This is a genomic window from Sphingobacterium puteale (genome assembly GCF_050986225.1).
Lineage (GTDB): Bacteria > Bacteroidota > Bacteroidia > Sphingobacteriales > Sphingobacteriaceae > Sphingobacterium > Sphingobacterium puteale.
On record NZ_CP158959.1, the window covers coordinates 1,373,323 to 1,393,041 of the forward strand.

Here is a 19,719-nt window from a genome sequence, read left to right on the forward strand (position 1 = left end):
TACCTTTGTCCCACTTTAAATTTTAAAAGCGACGAAAGGAGGTATATACAACGCATGATTATCGTAAATGTAAAAGAAGGAGAATCTTTAGATAGAGCATTAAAACGTTTCAAGAAGAAATTCGAGAAAACTGGCGTTTTAAGAGAGTTGCGTTCACGTCAAGCTTATGAAAAGAGATCTGTAACTCGTCGCATTCAAGTGAAAAAAGCGATTTACAAACAATCTTTGAATCAAGATGTGGCTAACTAATTGATTCGCTGAGAATTTAAAAATATAAAGGGAAAAGCATTGCTTTTCCCTTTTTTTTGTGCTTTTAAGTTTGTAATTTAAGGATAGTATAGCGAGGGAAATTATGTTGGAAAAGGAGTTTATTCGGTATTTGCAGATTGAAAAAAGATATTCAGAACATACGGTTGTTGCCTATCGGCACGAGCTGGAGATGTTTTGGTCTTTTTTAAATGCGGAGGGACTCATGTTATCGGATGTTGTTTACAGGGATTTACGGCATTACTTTGCGAAGATGATGGAGTCCGGTAAGAATGCGAGTTCTGTCAATCGAAGCATGTCTTCGTTGCGGACCTATTTTAAATTTCTTCAGCGTGAGGAATGCCTGGATAAAAATCCGATGACACTTATTAAGGCCTTAAAGACTGCAAAAAAACTACCTGTCGTTGTGGAGAAAGAAAAACTGGTTCGTCTGCTAGACCATCTGGAACAGGAGCAGCATGATTTTGAGTCGTGCCGGAATTATCTGGTGATGGAGCTACTTTTTGGGACGGGAATCCGTCTGGCCGAACTGTTGAAAATTAAGGAGCAGGATATAGATTTTTTTAATAAAAATATCCTTATATTAGGTAAAAGGAGCAAAGAACGCCTTGTTCCGATAAATGATCTTTTGGTAAAAGAATTGAAAAACTATTTGCAACAAAAGGCGTCGCAATTTGTTGGTACTAATAACAGCTTACTGATTGTTACGAAAGAAGGTAAACCAGCGTATGCCAAGCTCATCTATGATATTGTGCATCATTATTTAACACTGATTTCCACACAAGGTAAGCGGAGTCCTCATATTTTGAGGCATACGTACGCAACGGCCCTATTGGATAACGGGGCAGATTTAAATGCAATTAAAGAGCTGTTGGGACATGCGGGACTTGCGGCGACGCAGGTGTACACGCACAACTCAGCAGAACGATTGAAGTCTATTTATAAACAAGCTCATCCAAAAGCTTAAAAAAAGGAGGAAAAATGAACATTACTGTGCAATCCATTCGATTTAATGCAGATCAAAAGTTAATCGAATTCATTAAAAAGAAGACAGGAAAATTAGAGCAGTTTTTGGATTCAATTATCGGTGGTGAATGCTACCTGCGATTGGAAAATGTCGATGACGAGGCAAATAAGATTTCAGAGATTAAACTGAACATCCCCGGAAGCCAACTTTTCGCAAAAGGGCAAGCGAAGAGTTTTGAGGAGGCGACAGATATCGCTGTAGAATCCTTGCGTAGACAGATTAACAAATATAAAACAAAGACAAAAAATACAGTTATTAGCAATCGCAAAGAAGTACTTTCCGTAGAGGAAGAAGAAGAGGAAGAATACGATTAAAAAAATATTACATACTTATAAGGAAGGAGGTCAGTTTAAGCTGACCTCCTTTTTTATGGGAACCATCGAGCTGTCCCGGCTTTTTAAGTATTCAAGCGCTGCTCGCTTCTTCGGCTTGCATATTTTTTTAGCTTGTTTGGGGAGATTCGCAACTTGTCAGTAATATTGGGCGGTGAAGCTTATTTATATTAAATCAAAATAATTAGTGGTTTTACTTGGATTGATTATAAATAATATTTATTTTTGAGCAGTTTAATAGAGAAGGTAATAGAAATGTCAAAATTGGTTTGTCCATTAGCACACGTTGAAGAAGTATTTTCCACTACAGCTGGTACGGTATATCAATGTAGCCGTAAAAATTGCTTCTGGTTGGAGTATAATAACGAAACGACATCTTTTTCGGTGTCAGACTTTTTGAAATTCAAAAAGCGTATGGATGCAATTGATGTAGAACACATGATCAATGATACCACACGTTCATCTGATTTTGAGATTGTGATGCCTTTTCGTACAGAAAGATGCTTCATTCTTGCTGTAGAGAATGTACTTCAACTTCGCGAGCTGTTGGATGGTGCTAAGTTTATGATGGAATTAAATTCGGTCATCAGAACCTGTCTACAAGTATCACCTTTTGCCGTCTTGGCATAAGTACATTATAATAAAATAACAGAAAAAGCGGTGTGTCTAAACAAAAGATACACCGCTTTTTCTGTTATATGGTTTGCTTATTTAAATTAAAATTAAATAAGTATCCTTTTCGTGCTCTGCTATACTTATTGAAAATCGACGTTTTTTGGGGTAACAGGGCTATCATTATTTAAATTTATGGGTTATTGAAAGTATCTATGAGCGGTATTTGTAATTGTATTGATTCTAAACAAGTTGCGGTTTTCCTGTCTAATTTAGACTGAATTTGTATTGCAGATTATTTATACAGATTTTCCAAATCCGATGTATCTTTGTAATGTAATCGGGTGATAATGTATATCACTTGACATTGTTTTAGAAATTAAACTTAAGGTAAATATGAAAGATTTATTGAAATTAAAATCTTCTTTGAAAGAAGAGATCGAAAATATACTAAATGCACAGATCAAAGTAGAAGCACACTCTTCAGCTCTCTATCTGGCGATGTCTTCATGGTGTGATGATCAAGGTTTGGAAAACGCTGCTGAGTTTTTTGCAAAGCAGTCTAACGAAGAGCGTGAGCACATGTTGAAACTTTTCAACTACATCAACAATCGTGGTGGACGTGCAATCTCTCCGGAGATTACAGGTATCCCACAAGATTTTGAATCATTCCGTGGTGTATTTGAGCAGACTTTGGAACAGGAAATGTTTGTAACAGAGCAATTTAATAATATTGCTGATAAATGTGCCAAAGCGAAGGATTATGTAACCTTCAACTTTGTACAATGGTTCCTTGAAGAGCAGGTAGAGGAGGAATTTGTTGCGCGACGTATCCTGGAATTATTTGATGTCATTGGTGAAGATGGTACAGGCCGTTGGGAAATTGACAAACATCTTGTGAAGGTTACCTTTGCTGGTGAGTAACAGATTATAAAAAATTAGTTGAAAGAACGAGTTGTTTTCCTGACAACTCGTTTTTTTTTATACAAAATCACAACTTTTTACGTTAATAGCTTAAGAATTCTTATATTGAATTGTATTATTGCAAAGTCTGTTTGATGAAACTAAGGGGCGGGGATATAATCCGGTTTATACTTTTGTTATCCATTATAAGCTTATTTTTTCTGCCTAAAAGCACTTTTGGTCAGGCGACAAAAAAAGAAGTTTATGGAATTGTTGTAGATACTGCCGGCAACCCGCTGAAAGGTGTTAGCGTGCATTTGACGAGTTCCCGGGATACCTTATTTTCGTCAACTTCAGCTACCGGCTATTTCCGCTTTGGACGGGTTCTGGGCAACGACATTCGCATAAGTTGTAGCCAGATAGGTTTGAGTATTCTCGAAAGAAGTTATCCACTATACAATAGTAGCACAGCCAAATTGGATGTGGGAAAATTGACCATGTTTCCGCATGTATCCTTGCTCAAAGAAATCGTTATCCAAAAATACAAACCTATTGTCTATAAGCAAGACACCGTGCAGTTTAATCTGGACGCTTTTCAGTTCGATCGAAGGGCACTTTTAGAGGAGGCGCTCAAGGCCTTGCCCAACGTGCAAGTATCCAGAGACGGGTCAGTCTATGCTTTTGGGAAAGCGATATCTTCGGTAAAAGTTGATGGTAAAAAATTCTTTGGTGGCGATGTGCTTACGGCTACACGAAACCTTCCGGCGGATTTCGTGAAGAGTGTGCAGGTCATTGATTTTTATGGTGATGAAGCAACGGCGAAAGGGATCAAAAGTACGGAGTCTGAGAAAGTACTAAATATTGTTCTTAAAGAAGATAAGAAAAAAATCACCTTTGGGCAGGCGACATTGGGCGGGGGAACCGCAGAGCGCTATCTGGGAAGTATCGGGGTGAATAGATTTGATAATGGAAAGGAATATTCCATGGTGTCTTCGATGAATAATACAAATACCAATCTCTTTTCTTTCGGTTCTCCGAATGGAGGGGAGCGGGAACGGGAAATGGGCGAACTGGCAGATTTTGCTGATCCCACCGATGGTGTTAATAAGATAAGTTCTATCGGGGCAAGTTTTTCAAGTCCACTTTCTAAGAAGGTGAACGCCAGTGGAAAATACTCTTTTACACAGCGTAATAATAATACGGTAGGAAATTCTTTTTTGCAATCTATTTATGGATCTGGAAAAGGAAATAGCACAGCAATCAGTAACTATGAGGATTACAAAATAAAGTCGGTTGACCGGACACACAAGATGGACTGGGACTTTGATATGAAGCTGTCGCCTAAAGATCAATTGAAGATCTCTCCAAAACTCTCCTGGACCAATTCCACAAGCCGCACGTTAAAAGATAGACGGATAAAAAACAATAGATTGAGCAGTACGGGGATCTATGATGCGGCGAATAGTACCGAGAGTCCTGCAGCAGCGCTTGATCTATTTTATGTCCGTAGTTTTGACAAACCGGGCCGAAAAATACTATATACTTTTCATTCAGACTTTAACTCCTTGGATAAAGATGAGGTATTAGGTGATAATAATACAGAAGTAGATAGCAGCCTGACTCCGCCTAAGGTCACAAATACTTATCTAGATCAAATGATCCGATCCAATAACGAAAGTAAAAATATCCAAAGCCGCTTGTCACTTGTTGAGCCTGTGGACCTTGGTGGTGTTTTGGAGATCAATTACGATTTTGATTACACAAAAATTGATGCCAGTCGTTCGACTTTCGACAATATACTTCAATCTAAGATAGATTCATTAAGTTTAAAATACGATTATTCTTTTGCTAACAATAAGGTGGGGATGGTATACCGTCAGGATATAGGAAAAAATGTTAAGATAAATTTGGGTTTTGCAGTACAGGCATCAGAATTAAACGGGGCTTTAACAAATGAAAACATACGAACTTCCTACCCGAATGTCAATCTGGTTCCTTCGGCTGGGCTAAAATGGAAGTTTACGAAAGACGAGGATCTTGCCATCGATTATTATGGGAGAAATAACCAGCCTAGTTTTTATCAGATACAACCTGTAGTGGATAATACCAATACCCAGAATATTGTTATTGGGAACAAGGATCTGAAATCTGAATTTGCACATAGCATTGTATCAAAATACCGCAAATCCATGACGCGGAAGGGGCAATATCTTGAAGCTAGTCTTGCTTATAATCTCGTCAATGATAAAATTGTGGCAAATCGTACTATTGAGCCTAATTCAACAGTACAAAAAACAACATACCGTAATACTGAAGGCTATTTTGATCTCAAGAGCTACTATCTTTTTACAGCCTCTTTGTTTTCGGATAACTTACAGATGAGCCTTAACGGGAATGCTGATTACTACAATAATATATCGTATGTCAATGACAAGAAAAGCTTTGGTGGACATTTTTTATTCACACAGGCAATTCAATTTCGCTATGCCTGGAACGATATTTTTGAGGCAGAGCTCAATGGAAATTATTCGCTGAACCGGGCGACTTTTGATTGGCCCGTTCGGGATAATATTACGGCGCATTCAGGAATTGTGGGCCTTGGGTCAAAAGCGTATATGGGCAAGCATTTTACCATGGGGCTGGAGATGTCCCAAAAGTTTAACGCGGGGTATTCAAGTTCATGGAGCAATATCAATCCAACGATCATCAATGCTTATCTGGAATACACTTTTGGACGCAATAACTTGGGGATGCTGCGGTTTCAGGGGTTCGATTTGATGAATCAGAATACGGGAATCTCCCGTGCTGTTGTCGGAAACGATATATTGGATGTTCAAAATAATCGCCTGGCCCGTTATTTTATGCTCTCACTCAATATAAGGTTACAAAAATATCCAAAGAAATCCTGATTAAACACGCAGATAAAGATATCGGTATTCAGAGTAGGTGATTTAAACAATGGATAGGCCCATTGGATACTTGAACCAAAAAATAGACTCTTTAGACGAGCATAGATAAAACATAATAAATAAGTATTCACAGATGAAAGCAGTAGTTATAACCCAACCGGGCGGCCCGGACGTATTGCAGGTTGAGGAACTTGAACAACCGCGGGTAGGTGATTTGGATGTGCTGATAGCAGTCAAGGCGGCAGGGGTGAACAGGCCGGACGTTTTCCAGCGAAAGGGAAACTACCCCGCTCCTGCAGGTGTCGATCCGCGAATTCCGGGACTCGAGGTGGCTGGTGTTATTGTCGAAAAGGGGCGTCTGGTCGACAGCTGGAATATCGGTGATCCGGTGTGTGCTTTGGTTGCCGGTGGTGGGTATGCAAATTACGTTTCCGTATATCAAGGACATTGTCTTCCTATTCCGCCTAATCTGACTTTTGAAGCGGCGGCGGCACTTCCGGAAACCGTTTTCACGGTATGGGATAATGTTTTTCGTCGGGGAAAGCTCCAGGCGGGTGACCATTTTTTGGTTCATGGCGGAGCCGGCGGGATCGGGAGCACCGCGATTCAATTGGGAGTCTTATTCGGGGCAGAAGTCTATACGACCGTTAGTTCGGAGGAAAAGGGCGATTTTTGTCAATCCCTTGGTGCATCGAAAGTAATCAACTATAAAAGCGAGGACTTTCAGCTGGCATTGGCCGATCTGGGGGTTGATGTAATCTTGGATAGTATTGGCGGTGCTTATTTTGAAAAAAATATAGCTCTCCTGAACCCTGATGGGCATCTGGTTTATATCAATGCCATGCAAGGCGCAAAAGTGGAATTGAACTTGCTTAAATTGATGCAAAAGCGGATTACATTGACCGGAAGTACCCTTAGAGCAAGGGACCGTCAATTTAAAGAACTATTACGTAATGAGATCTGGGCTAAGGTGTGGCCTAAGATTGTTTCCGGAGATTTTAAACCGGTCCTGTATCATGTTCTTCCATTTGAGGAGGCACCGGAGGCGCATCGTTTAATGGAAGATTCCGTCTTGCTGGGCAAAGTCGTCTTAACTTTTTGATTTTTGATAATTGAGGGGCGTTGTGCCCGTGATATTCTTGAAATATTTGTGGAAACTTGAAAAGTTTTGAAATCCGGATTCGAAGCAGATTTGTTTGATTGTCTGCTTGTTTTCCATCAGGAGATTACATGCGGTCTTTACACGCATTTCAATGAGAAACTGAAAAAGTGTTTTCCCGAGCTGTGATTTAAAATAACGACAAAATGAATTAGGGGTCATACCTGTCAATGAGGCTAGTTGTTGTAGACGGATTTGGTCCCGATAATTTTCACCGATATAATGCATGGCAATGCGCATACGGTCCGCATCTTGGTCCTGTGACTGAATCGTAAAGCTTGTGCTGGTTAATAGGTCATGTTGTTCTTCTGCGGCAATGGTCATAAGAAGCTGGAGCAGGTGAATAAGACGGGCGGTGCCCACACTATCTAATATGGCATCAATATGTGCTATCGTGTCCGTCCGGCAAGAGCTGGAAAGTGCAATCCCCCGTTTCGAAATCCGCATCAAGTCTTTGATATTTTTGTTTTCCGGCAGGTTGGTGAATTCATTCCCCCAGAAGTTTTCCTTAAAATGCAGTACCCGTATATCTGCGGCCTGGGGACGATCTTCCCGTAGGTAAATCTCATCAAACAACCAATAATGGGGAAGATTGGAACCTACCAAAGTGATATCTCCGGATTCAAAACGTCGTACACTGTCGCCAATAAATTGTGTGCCAGATCCTTCAGCAAAATAAATCAGTTCGAGCTCTTCGTGATAGTGCCAAATATTGTGATATTGCGGCGTATCGTCTCTTCTCGCATTGAATGAATGGGTAAGGTCGTTGTCTAAATGCAGTAACTGTGCTTTCATGACTATGAAATATATGCATTAAAGTTACTTATTTCTGTTTGGATATGGTAATATAGCTTAATAAATTGATAATATACTTGAATATTGTCTAAGTTTTTTAGGCTTATTTTACATAAAATAACTACTTATAACCATTTGAATATATGACTAACAAAAAGAGTTACACATTTGCCTTGATTTTGGTGACCTCCTTGTTCTTCTTTTGGGGATTTATCCATAACCTTGATCCGATCTTGATTCCACATTTGCGGAATGCTTTTAGTTTATCGCATTTCCAGGCATCTCTGGTTGATTCAGCGGTATTTATCGCCTATTTTGTGATGGCGATCCCAGCGGGAATTATTATGAAGCGTTATGGTTATAAGGCGGGCATTCTGATCGGACTGCTTTTCTTTGCACTGGGCTGCTTTTTATTCGTTCCGGCAGCGAACACGATCAGTTATGTATTCTTTTTGGGCGCGCTATTCGTTGTTGCCTGTGGCTTGACGATCTTAGAGACGGCTGCCAATCCCTATGTGGCGATACTGGGTGACCCTTCAACCTCAGCGCAAAGGTTAAATTTTGCGCAGTCATTCAATGGACTTGCGGCCTTTCTGGCACCTATATTCGGCGGGAAATTTATTTTGTCGCACGAACCTAAATCGCAGGAAGAACTAGCGCAAATGGCTGAACAGGCAAAAATGGCTTATATTCAGTCAGAAACTGCTTCCGTAAAAATGCCTTACCTTGTTTTAGGGGTATTGATCTTATTGATCGCTGCTTTATTTTTCTTTACCAAATTACCGGATATCAAAGATGATGAGGAAGAGGGAAAAGCTGGCTTTTTTCACGCGTTGAAGCATAAAAATGTAAGATGGGCTGTTATTGCACAGTTTTTTTATGTTGGTGCACAGGTCTGTATTTTGAGCTTTCTGGTATTATATGCGACCGAAGTAGCGGGAATATCAGGTAAAGATGGGGCAGACTACGCTGGTTTTGCCGGACTTGCATTTATGTTGGGTCGATTTATCGGTACTTTCTTTATGCGTTTTATGTCTGCGTCCAAGTTGTTGATCATCTACTCGTTTGTTACGATCGTGTTATCGCTGTTCGTTATTTTTGGAACGGGGGTACAAACATTATATGCCTTGATCGGAATCGCATTTTTTATGTCCATTATGTTCCCGACCATCTTTGCTTTTGGTGTACAAGGTATTGGCGCAGATACTAAATCTGCATCCAGCTTAATCGTTATGTCTATTGTAGGCGGGGCTTTATTGCCGCCGCTTTTGGGTTTTATATCGGATAAAACAGGCCATTTTCAATACGGTTATTTTGTGCCTTTAGTCTGTTTTGTTGTGGTGTTGGCCTTTGCTTTTCAAAATAGGAATGTGCGTATCGCCGAAACAGAAAATCTTAAATCACATTAATAACGAACAATGAAACCATCATGATTTAATCAAACCGAGTGAACCGAACGAAGTGAGTTCATCAATACCTTAGCATACTAATTTAATGAGTAAATCAGTTCATGGATACAACGAAGGAAAATTATGAATGCGTTTAAAAAATACACTCGATGATAAATCTGATCGCTTCATCACGAAAAAAAACAAATTTATATAGATGAAAAAATATGTCATGGCATTGGATCTTGTCAATGATCCACAATTGATCAAAGAGTACGAGGATTATCACCGTGCGGTGTGGCCAGAGATCAAGCAATCGATCTTGGATGCCGGGGTAACGCAGATGGAGATCTATCGTTTTGAGAATAGACTATTTATGAACATGGAAGTTGGTGCGAATTTTTCATTTGAAAAGAAAGCAGCTATGGATGCGGCCAATGAAAAGGTACAGGAGTGGGAGCAACTGATGTGGAAATATCAGGCTGCGATCCCGGGAGCCAAACCCGGTGAGAAATGGGTATTGATGAATAAAATATTTGAATTAGTTTAAATTATGGCCATACAACGCTATTTACAGATCCATCCGATGGATAATGTCCTGGTTGCTTTACAGGACTTGGCCGAAGGAACGACAATTGTTTTCGAAGGCAGCGAGTTTACTTTGAAACAAGCCGTTGCGGCCAAACATAAGTTTACCATTCAGCCGATGAAACGAGATGCCGAAATATTGATGTACGGCGTTTTGGTCGGCAAGCTGAATGCGGATTTAAGTGCTGGTGAATTGATTACAACGGAAAATCTACGTCACGCATCCGAAGACTTTAGAATGGGAGACCGCAAGACCGCTTGGGTCAAACCAGATGTCACCGCATTTAAAGACAAAACATTCAATGGGTTCCACCGCTCAAATGGTACGGTGGGGACAGCGAATTATTGGTTGGTCATTCCATTGGTATTTTGTGAAAACCGGAATGTCCTGACGCTTAAAGCGGCTTTCGAAGAAAAGCTGGGCTATAAAGTGAAAGCCAATAATTATATCGCCGAAGTAGAAGACTTAATAGATTTATACAAATCCGGAGCAGATGTGAACCAGATTCTCGGGCAGGACTTATTGGCCAATCCAACTTCAAATGAACAAGAACGTTTGTTTAAAAACGTTGACGGTATTAAGTTTCTGAATCATGAAATGGGCTGCGGGGGTACACGTATGGATTCCGACGCCCTCTGTGGTTTGCTGGCCGGTTATATAACCCATCCAAACGTCGCGGGAGCGACTGTATTGAGCTTAGGTTGTCAACATGCGCAAGCCTCCATTCTAAAGGCTGAAATCGAGAAAAGAAATCCGGGGTTCGACAGGCCTTTATACATTTTTGAACAGCAAAAAGAGGGTACGGAGAAAGAACTGATGCAAAAGGCGATCAAAGCGACCTTTGCGGGCATGATGCAGGCGGATAAAAATGAGCGCAAACCAGCCACGTTGGATAAATTATGTATTGGTTTGGAATGTGGTGGCTCAGACGGCTTCTCAGGGATCTCTGCCAATCCGGCATTGGGTTTTGTTTCCGATATTCTGGTAACTTTGGGCGGTTCGGTCATTTTAGCTGAATTTCCGGAACTATGTGGCGTGGAGCAGGAACTTAGTGACCGTTGTGTGGATGAAGCTACTGCGGAGAAATTTATGAGCTTAATGCGTACCTATAACGCTAAGGCGGAAGCAGATGGTTCGGGCTTCTATATGAATCCCTCTCCGGGCAATATCCGGGATGGCCTGATTACGGATGCGATCAAATCTGCAGGAGCGGCAAAAAAAGGAGGTACCTCACCGGTAGCAGCCGTAATTGATTATCCCGAACTTGCTAATGGTGCAGGGCTAAACCTACTATGTACACCGGGGAATGATGTCGAGAGTACCACTGCGGAAGTTGCTGCAGGAGCGAATATTGTATTATTTACAACAGGCCTGGGCACACCGACAGGAAACCCCATTACCCCTGTGGTAAAACTATCCACCAATACCAAAACTTTTGAAAAAATGCCTGATATCATAGATCTCAATTGTGGTACCATTATCGAAGGTACGGAGAGCATTGAACAGGCTGCGCATCGCATCCTTGATTATGTGATTGAAGTTGCTTCAGGTGAAATTAAACCTAAAGCAGTCTTGTTGGGACAGGATGATTTTATTCCTTGGCGAAGGGGTGTTTCTTTGTAAATAACCAAATTATCAAGCATAATGAAATATCCATGTCTTAAAAAAGCACAGACAGCATACAAAATGGTCCGGATATTCCATATGACCTTTACATCATAAATAATTCCATATGAAACTAAAACATGTCATCTGCAGCCTAGCCCTGCTCATTGGATCCATTTCCTATGGTTATAGCCAGCAACATTATCAACCAAGCCCTGAAAACCAAAAAAATAGGGAATGGTTTGAACAATCTCGATTCGGAGTCTTTATCCATTGGGGGGTATATAGTGTGTTGGGGGATGGCGAATGGGTCATGAACAATCAGAATATTAGCCTGGATGAGTATGCGTTGCTGCCTAAATTTTTTAACCCCATTTCTTTTGATGCAAAACAATGGGCAAAATTATTTAAGCAATCGGGTGCCAAGTACATTACTTTTACAACCAGGCACCATGACGGCTTTTCGATGTGGAATAGTCAAACATCCGATTACAACATCGTAAAAAAGTCCCCGTTTAAACGTGATATCGTGAAGGAACTGGTGGCGGCCTGCCGTGTAGAAGGGATAAAAGTCATGTTTTATTATTCATTACTGGATTGGCATCGGAATGATTATTTGCCGGCAGGTAAAACAGGTAGTGGTATTGCAGGGCGTGATTCCACAAAAGGCGATTGGAATCATTATGTGCAGTTTATGAAAAGTCAGTTGACCGAGCTGCTTACGCAATATGGGCAAATTGACGGAATCTGGTTTGATGGACATTGGGACAAACCAAAGGAGGATTGGCATCTAAGCGAAATTTATGAATTGATCCACAAGTTGCAGCCGCAATGTTTGGTGGGTAACAATCACCATCTGGCTCCATTTGAAGGGGAGGACTTTCAGATGTTTGAACGAGACCTGCCAGGGGAGAACACCACCGGATTTGGAACAAGCGCACATGATGTCGGCAAATTGCCCAAAGAGGTATGTGGCACGATTGCCGGATCCTGGGGTTTTGAACTGAAAGACAGGACACGTAAATCGTTCAGAGAGGTCTTGACCTACTTGGTCAAGGCGGCCGGACATGGCTCAAACCTGTTGCTGAATGTAGGGCCGATGCCGAATGGCGAGATCCAGGACTATCAACAAGATCGCTTAAAAGATCTCGGAAAATGGTTAGCTGTTTATGGTGAGACCATTTATGGAACCGAAGCCGGGGGAGTCGCACCTACAGATGATTATGCATTGACGCGAAAAGGAAATCAGGTATTCCTGCATATCCTTAAACCCGGGAAAAAAGAATTAGTTATTGCCAAGCTACCTTATCAGGTGAAGAAGGTAAAGACATTTATTGGCAATAAGGATATTAAATTCAGTAATATAGATCATAGTTTACGATTGGATTTGCCTGCGTCAAACGATGAGGCAGATCTGGTTTTAACGCTAACAATTAAATAACAATGGGAAAATTAGAACAGAAAGTAGCTGTTATTACAGGCGGTGGTAGTGGAATTGGCCGAGCTATCAGTGTGCAATTTGCTGTGGAAGGAGCAAAAGTCCATATTCTGGACTTAAATGAGGAAGGTGGAAATGCTGTAGTAGAGGAAATTTTGGCTCTGGGAGGACAGGCTGTGTTCAATCGTTGTAATGTGACCGATCAACAAGAAATTGGCACAATAGCTCAAAATATCGGAAAAATTGATATTTTAGTGAATAATGCTGGCATTGCCCACGTTGGTAATTTAGAAAATTGTAAATCCGAAGACTTTGAACGCGTTTTTAATGTGAATGTGAAGGGTGCATATAATGCATTATATGCGGTTGTGCCGATCATGAAGGCACAGGGAGCAGGGGCTATCCTAAATCTGGCTTCAATCGCGGCATGGGTTGGGATTACGGATCGTTTCGCCTATTCCATGAGTAAAGGTGCGATCTATGCAATGTCAATGTCTGTAGCACGGGATTATATGGCTTATGGCATCCGGTGCAACAGTATCTCGCCAGCCCGTGTACACACCCCTTTTGTGGATGGATTTATAGCGAAGAACTATCCCGGTAAAGAAGAGGAAATGTTTGAAAAGTTGTCTGCAAGCCAACCGATAGGCCGTATGGCACAGCCGGAAGAAATTGCTAAATTAGCACTTTTCCTTTGTAGTGATGATGCGGGTTTTATTACCGGCAATGACTATCCTATTGATGGTGGTTTTATTAAATTGAATAATTAAATGTTAGATACCATACAAATCTCAAATCTATAAAAATATGAAATTAATACGTTTTGGAGCCTTCGGCAAAGAGAAAATCGGAGTTCAGATTGACGGCGTAAATTACGATGTAAGTGCATTTGGTGGAGATTACAATGAGCAGTTCTTTGCAGAGGATGGCTTGGCTCGTTTGGAAGAATTCGTCAAAGCAAATGCAGGTAAGCTTATTGAAATACCTCAGGAAGAACGTATCGGAGCACCTTTTGCCCGTCCGTCCAAAATTGTCTGCATCGGATTGAACTATATGGATCATGCAAAGGAAACCAATGCCCCAATTCCTGCTGAACCTATTATTTTTATGAAATCTACTACTTCTTTAATAGGACCATACGACAACGTAATGATTCCTAAAGATTCTGTAAAGACAGATTGGGAAGTGGAGTTCTGTATTGTGATCGGTAAAAAAGCTTCTTATGTGGAGGAACATGAGGCGCTGGATTATGTGGCGGGTTATGTCTTGCACAATGACGTTTCTGAGCGCGAGTACCAGTTGGAACGTGGCGGCACCTGGGATAAAGGAAAAGGTTGTGATACCTTCGCTCCGATGGGGCCGTTTATGGCAACCAAAGAAGAAATTAAGGATATCAATAATGTGCGCATCTGGTTGAAAGTGAACGGAAAAACCTATCAGGATGGAAATACTAAGGATTTAATTTTTTCGATTGCCCACGTTGTATCGTACGTCTCCAAATTTATGACCCTATTGCCGGGTGACGTGATTTCAACGGGAACACCAGCTGGTGTGGGCCTTGGCTTCAATCCGCCAATTTATTTAAAAGCAGGTGATGTGATCGAATTGGGAGCAGATGGCCTCGGCGAGTCGCGTCAGACTGTGGTTGCTTATTCCAAAAATTAATTTAGCTAATATTTTAGGTTTTATTATGCGTATAGATACCCATCAGCATTTTTGGCAATACGATCCCGTTAGAGACAGTTGGATTACCGACGAAATGCAGGCTATCCAACGGGATTTTACGCCCCTGGATATGCAGTTTGTTTTGGAGCGAAATGGATTCGCAGGTAGTGTGGCCGTTCAGGCCGATCAGTCTGACGCGGAGACAAACTACTTGGTGCAGCTATCCAAAAGTTACCCTTTTATCAAGGGTGTTGTCGGTTGGATCGACCTTCAGGCCGAAGATATTGAGCAACAGTTGATCAGCTATAAAGAATTGCCGGTAATCAAAGGTTTCCGTCATGTCGTTGAGGGGGAGTTGGATCCGGATTTTTTGATTCGGCCCGCTGTATTGAAGGGCTTGAAAGCGCTGGCCGCTTTTGGTTACACCTACGATTTATTGATCCGTCCGCGTCATTACGCGGCTACATTACAATGTGTACAGCAGAATCCGAACCTGCAGTTTGTGCTGGATCATATCGCCAAACCGCCCATTAAATCAAAAGAGTTTGATGACTGGGCCGCGTTTATCGATAAGCTTGCTGCCTTCCCAAATGTCGTATGTAAAGTGTCCGGACTGGCAACGGAAGCAGATTGGACCGGATGGAAATTGGATGATTTTACACAATATCTCGACCATATTTTTCAACGTTTTGGAAAAGACAGGATTATGTTCGGGTCGGACTGGCCGGTATGCCTTTTGGCAGCGTCCTATGAGGAAAGTATTGCAATAGTGGAGGATAAACTGGGCAGCTTTACAGCATCGGAAAAAAATGCGTTTTGGGCTGAGAATGCTATACGTGTATATAATTTATAAGAAAGAAATCAGTATGCATGAAAGGGAAAGAATGCATGCTGATTTTTTTAGACAGCCAAATAACGGGAATAAGCAGCTCGACGTTGTCGACAGAGGTTTTAATCAATAACCAGTGAAACGAGTTTATTGATGCGGACAGGTTCGAAGCATCAATGAAACACACAATTCAATAAAATTATTATGGATCTTCATTTAAAAGATAAAGTTGTTATTGTTACGGGGGGCGCGAAAGGGATCGGGCGTGCTGTCGTGCATGCTTTGGCCAAAGAGCAAGCTATTCCTGTCATTGTTGGACGTAAGCAGGCCGACAACGAGAAAGTAAGGGAAGAAGTGAAACAGTTCGGTATTGATGCTTTGTGTATTGAGGCTGAATTGTCCAAACCTGAAGATTGTGAAAAAGCAGTACAAAAGACACTGGAGGTCTATGGTCGTATCGATGGTTTGGTGAATAATGCAGGACAAAATGATGGGGTAGGCTTAGCTTCTGGTAACTACGAAAAATTTGTAGCATCACTGCATAAAAACCTGATCCATTATTACTTAATGGCGCATCATGCCCTTGACGCGCTGAAAGTATCTAAAGGTAGTATCGTCAATATTTCTTCCAAAACAGGAGAAACCGGACAGGGCAATACTTCGGCTTATGCCGCTTCTAATGGTGGACGAAATGCACTGACACGTGAATGGGCGGTAGAACTGTTGCCTTTTTCCATCCGTGTAAACGCTATTGTTGTTGCCGAATGCGCAACGCCACAATACGATACCTGGATCCAGACCTTACCAAATCCGGAGGAAATATTGAAAAAAATTACTGACCGTATTCCACTGGAACATCGCATGACGACTGCAGAAGAAATCGCGGATACAACCGTATTCTTACTATCTGAAAAGTCAAGCCATACAACAGGACAATTGATCCATGTGGATGGCGGTTATGTGCATCTGGATCGTTCCATTATCGCGGAGCAATAACAGGCGAAAATTGAAATGAGGCACTATCTGTGCTAAAAAAATAGGGCCCTGCCCGTCAAGCCGGAAGAACTACGCTTCCGGCTTTTTCTATACCATAAAAAAGAGGCCGATTGCTGATACTAAGAAAATAAGTGAATCGTATGTTTTGTGGTTAACATGTTGATAATTTTGGTGTTAACAAAAAAGATACAATTTTATATTTACTTATTTAATTGATTAAGTCTATACTTGTATAACTGATACATATAAACTTAAGACAAGCTAGAGAGCCTTTTCATTTTTTACTTTTTTGTTTAAACGATTAGCTAAGAAAGTTAAATAGATCCTGCATAACTGATTGTAAGAAATAAATTCCAGATAACGATGAAATGGATGATCCGCCGTCCATATTTAATATTTCAATTTTAGGACCCAATTGGATGTGGTTTTTTATGGAAAACTCTCATCTAATTGATAAATTTCATTTAAGCCGTTGAAAATAGACACTCAAAAAATAATTAATTACTGCATATGAAAAGATTCATGTTTGTATGGTGTATAGTCCTATTCGGTTATACATCTTTTGCTCAAAATTCAAGTGGATTAAGTAATCTATCCAAACTGTCTAATGCTAAAACCAGGTCGATCAGCCCTGAGAACTTTAGCGGGGGGAAAGGTAAAGGGGGAATGGCTGTCCCAAATGAAAAGGAGGGAGCGCGTAACCAGGCAAATGCATCTAGGGCTGCCCGTGAATTGGGGGTAGGTTGGAAAGTTAATCCGTATGTTCATATTGGTGCTGGTGAGACATTTACGCTGGCCGAAATAGATGGCTCGGGAATTATTCAGCACATCTGGATGACACCTACAGGAAACTGGAGCCAATCCATTATCCGGTTTTATTGGGATGGGGAGACTGAGCCTTCAATTGAAGCTCCTGTCGGTGCCTTTTTTGGGATGGGCTGGAATAAATATGCGCCCTTAAATTCTTTGGCCATGACCGTCAATCCGGGGAGTGCATTTAACTCGTATTGGCAAATGCCTTTTCGAAAAAAATGTAAAATAACGATGGAGAACGTGAGCATTCACCCTATGGTGCTCTATTATCAGGTCAATTATGCCGAGACCGAGGTCGCAAATGATGAGGCCTATTTTCATGCGCAGTATCGGAGATCCCATCCCACCGAAGGTTCTTTACACACCATTTTGGATGGTGTCAAAGGCAAGGGACATTATGTGGGAACCTATTTAGCTGTGGGAGTTAACAACACTGGCTGGTGGGGTGAAGGTGAAGTCAAGTTCTTTCTCGATGGCGATAAAGAGTTTGCGACGATTGTGACGACAGGGCTGGAAGATTATTTTTGTGGATCATACAATTTTGAAAATAAAGAAACCCGACGTTATCAGGAATTTACTACCCCTTATGCTGGGCTACATCAGGTCATTCGGCCAGATGGGATATATGATTCTCAGCAGCGATTTGGTATGTATCGATGGCATATTCTTGATCCTGTACGTTTTGATGGCGACTTAAAGGTGACCGTTCAAGATCTGGGCTGGCGCTCTGAAGACCGATATCTACCACAGAAATCTGATATTATTTCGGTAGCCTACTGGTACCAAACAGAACCCCATGGGAAATTTAAGCCGCTTCCAGGAAAGAATGGGATAGAAATCAACTGAGTTGCCCTCCGTCTGTCAGGGTAATGATAAGGAGTCCGACTTGATCCAAAGAATTTTGGATCAATCAGAATTCTTGGGGGAATATCAAAAATTTGCTAATTTAGCATCTTTAATACAGATCTCCCTTGCAAGACGCCGAACGCAAATTACTATCACTATTGATGCCCGAAGGGCTTTTAGAATACTTTCAGATTTTAGAAGTCGATCAGGTTGGCAATCAACTCCACATTTATTTAGATGAGCTTAATATTGCTCCAACAGGCTATGAGAACAGCAAGTTGGAGTCAAAGGGTTTTATGCCATCCACAGAGATTTCAGATTTTCCCATTAGAGGTCAGAAAGTTACACTACATATCCGCCGCCGTCGCTGGACAGTCTTAGATACCGGACAGATTATCACAAGAGATTGGAACCTGGTGCGTGAAGGTGCTCGAATGACGACTGAATTCGGGCTTTTTTTAAAGAGGATATTTGGATAACTATCCTGTAAGTGCCCAATTGGTAGGATTATTCTTCCAGATGGACGGCAAGCAACTTCAGGATCAATACAAGAACCATCTCAGTGACTTCCATGATTGGGACCAAAAGCCACATGCAGAGCGATGGACTCTTTTCCCCGGGAACATCTCCGAACGCCTGAGCATCGATGAGACTAGTTTTAGCAACGGTGAATTATATACCATTGTTAGCAGTAAATCGGCAAAAGGGCGTAAAGGGACGATTCTGGCAACTATTAAGGGTACAAAGGCCGAGGATATCATGACTGTTCTTGAGCGAATACCTTTACGTTCAAGGAACAGGGTAAAGGAGGTGACCATGGATATGGCACCGAACATGGCTAAGGCAATCCGTAGATGTTTCAGGAATGCCAGGCGTGTGGTCGATCGGTTCCATGTCCAAAAGTTAGCATATGATGCAGTGCAGGAACTCCGTATCAAGTATCGCTGGGAAGTATTGGATGCCGAAAGTAAGAAGATAATGGAATCACGAAAGGGAGGAATCCCATATGAGCCCGAGTTGTTGCCTAATGGGGACACCCTCAAACAGTTACTGGCTAGATCCAGACACCTCTTGTTCAAGCATCCAAGCCGATGGTCCGAAAACCAGAAACACCGTGCTGAATTGTTGTTCATACGGTTTCCCAAACTAAAGCTGGCTTATGACCTGGGAATTTCCCTAGGTGACATATTCAATAAATGCAAGGACAAAAAGATAGCATTTACCAAACTGGGACTGTGGCATAATCAGGTTGAGAATGCGGGCATCACTTCATTTGAGAGCGTAGCAAGATCCATTGCAGCGCATCATCAACATATCCTACACTACTTCGACAACAGAAGTACCAATGCTTCAGCAGAGTCTTTCAATGCAAAGCTCAAAGCTTTCAGGAGTGTCTTTCGTGGCGTAAGGGATACCACATTCTTCCTATATAGAGTAATGAAATTGTATGCTTAAAAAATTGTACCCCCCAAACTTTCGGTATGATCCAGAATTTTGGGTATAAAGCTGTTTAAACAAAAAAAGCCTGCTCAAATGAACAGGCTTT

19 protein-coding genes are annotated in these 19,719 nt (G+C 41.4%); 18 read left to right on the top strand and 1 reads right to left on the bottom strand.

What is annotated here, in order from left to right; translation table 11 throughout:
• Positions 1-54 precede the first annotated feature (54 nt).
• The 7 genes from rpsU (at position 55) to ABTV71_RS05745 (ending at position 7,152) form a co-directional block, all read left to right on the top strand.
• Entirely contained in the window at positions 55-249 is a 195-nt protein-coding gene (gene rpsU, locus ABTV71_RS05715) for a 30S ribosomal protein S21 (protein ID WP_046672133.1), read from the top strand.
• A gap of 103 nt (positions 250-352) precedes the next feature.
• On the top strand, positions 353-1,234 hold the full coding sequence (locus ABTV71_RS05720; protein ID WP_121124933.1) for a tyrosine-type recombinase/integrase: 882 nt from the start codon (positions 353-355) through the stop codon (positions 1,232-1,234).
• Positions 1,235-1,248: 14 nt separating this feature from the next.
• The gene (hpf, locus tag ABTV71_RS05725) at positions 1,249-1,608 is read left to right on the top strand and encodes a ribosome hibernation-promoting factor, HPF/YfiA family (protein WP_108637072.1); all 360 of its coding nucleotides are present in this window, start codon (positions 1,249-1,251) and stop codon (positions 1,606-1,608) included.
• Positions 1,609-1,851: 243 nt separating this feature from the next.
• Positions 1,852-2,256 carry a DUF6686 family protein gene (locus ABTV71_RS05730; protein ID WP_433902467.1) on the top strand — a complete coding sequence of 135 codons (405 nt, stop codon included), beginning with the start codon at positions 1,852-1,854 and terminating at the stop codon, positions 2,254-2,256.
• Positions 2,257-2,634: 378 nt separating this feature from the next.
• Positions 2,635-3,162, top strand: coding sequence for a ferritin (locus ABTV71_RS05735; protein WP_108637070.1), 528 nt, complete (start codon positions 2,635-2,637; stop codon positions 3,160-3,162).
• 134 nt (positions 3,163-3,296) lie between these two features.
• Positions 3,297-6,050 (top strand): TonB-dependent receptor, encoded by a 2,754-nt coding sequence (locus ABTV71_RS05740; RefSeq protein ID WP_433902468.1) that lies wholly within the window; start codon positions 3,297-3,299, stop codon positions 6,048-6,050.
• 133 nt (positions 6,051-6,183) lie between these two features.
• Positions 6,184-7,152, top strand: coding sequence for an NAD(P)H-quinone oxidoreductase (locus ABTV71_RS05745; RefSeq protein ID WP_121124937.1), 969 nt, complete (start codon positions 6,184-6,186; stop codon positions 7,150-7,152).
• On the opposite strand, the gene ABTV71_RS05750 is transcribed toward ABTV71_RS05745, so the two are convergent.
• Positions 7,141-8,004, bottom strand: coding sequence for an AraC family transcriptional regulator (locus ABTV71_RS05750; RefSeq protein WP_121124939.1), 864 nt, complete (start codon positions 8,002-8,004; stop codon positions 7,141-7,143). The two genes, ABTV71_RS05745 and ABTV71_RS05750, sit on opposite strands and share 12 nt — an antisense overlap.
• Before the next feature lie 143 nt (positions 8,005-8,147).
• On the opposite strand from ABTV71_RS05750, the gene fucP reads away from it, so the two are divergent.
• The 11 genes from fucP (at position 8,148) to ABTV71_RS05805 (ending at position 19,628) form a co-directional block, all read left to right on the top strand.
• The gene (gene fucP, locus ABTV71_RS05755) at positions 8,148-9,413 is read left to right on the top strand and encodes an L-fucose:H+ symporter permease (RefSeq protein WP_433902469.1); all 1,266 of its coding nucleotides are present in this window, start codon (positions 8,148-8,150) and stop codon (positions 9,411-9,413) included.
• Between the two features lie 196 nt (positions 9,414-9,609).
• Positions 9,610-9,942, top strand: a complete 333-nt coding sequence (locus tag ABTV71_RS05760; protein ID WP_433902470.1) for an L-rhamnose mutarotase — start codon at positions 9,610-9,612, stop codon at positions 9,940-9,942.
• Positions 9,943-9,945: 3 nt separating this feature from the next.
• Positions 9,946-11,604, top strand: coding sequence for a UxaA family hydrolase (locus ABTV71_RS05765; RefSeq protein ID WP_121124945.1), 1,659 nt, complete (start codon positions 9,946-9,948; stop codon positions 11,602-11,604).
• Between the two features lie 109 nt (positions 11,605-11,713).
• Positions 11,714-13,027, top strand: a complete 1,314-nt coding sequence (locus ABTV71_RS05770; protein WP_433902471.1) for an alpha-L-fucosidase — start codon at positions 11,714-11,716, stop codon at positions 13,025-13,027.
• A 2-nt stretch (positions 13,028-13,029) separates the two neighbouring features.
• Positions 13,030-13,794: an SDR family NAD(P)-dependent oxidoreductase gene (locus tag ABTV71_RS05775; RefSeq protein ID WP_121124948.1), complete on the top strand. Its 765-nt coding sequence runs from the start codon at positions 13,030-13,032 to the stop codon at positions 13,792-13,794.
• A 37-nt stretch (positions 13,795-13,831) separates the two neighbouring features.
• Positions 13,832-14,689 carry a fumarylacetoacetate hydrolase family protein gene (locus ABTV71_RS05780; RefSeq protein ID WP_104383188.1) on the top strand — a complete coding sequence of 286 codons (858 nt, stop codon included), beginning with the start codon at positions 13,832-13,834 and terminating at the stop codon, positions 14,687-14,689.
• 25 nt (positions 14,690-14,714) lie between these two features.
• Complete coding sequence (locus ABTV71_RS05785) at positions 14,715-15,542, top strand: amidohydrolase family protein (protein WP_121124949.1); 828 nt, start codon at positions 14,715-14,717, stop codon at positions 15,540-15,542.
• Positions 15,543-15,722: 180 nt separating this feature from the next.
• Positions 15,723-16,514: an SDR family oxidoreductase gene (locus ABTV71_RS05790; RefSeq protein WP_121124950.1), complete on the top strand. Its 792-nt coding sequence runs from the start codon at positions 15,723-15,725 to the stop codon at positions 16,512-16,514.
• 510 nt (positions 16,515-17,024) lie between these two features.
• Positions 17,025-18,173, top strand: coding sequence for a glycoside hydrolase family 172 protein (locus ABTV71_RS05795; protein WP_121124951.1), 1,149 nt, complete (start codon positions 17,025-17,027; stop codon positions 18,171-18,173).
• 125 nt (positions 18,174-18,298) lie between these two features.
• Positions 18,299-18,652, top strand: a complete 354-nt coding sequence (locus ABTV71_RS05800; RefSeq protein WP_433900039.1) for an ISAon1 family transposase N-terminal region protein — start codon at positions 18,299-18,301, stop codon at positions 18,650-18,652.
• A complete protein-coding gene (locus ABTV71_RS05805; protein ID WP_433900038.1) occupies positions 18,645-19,628 on the top strand; it encodes an ISAon1 family transposase in 984 nt (327 codons plus the stop codon). Before ABTV71_RS05800 ends, ABTV71_RS05805 begins: the two co-directional genes overlap by 8 nt.
• The last annotated feature ends 91 nt before the right edge of the window (positions 19,629-19,719 follow it).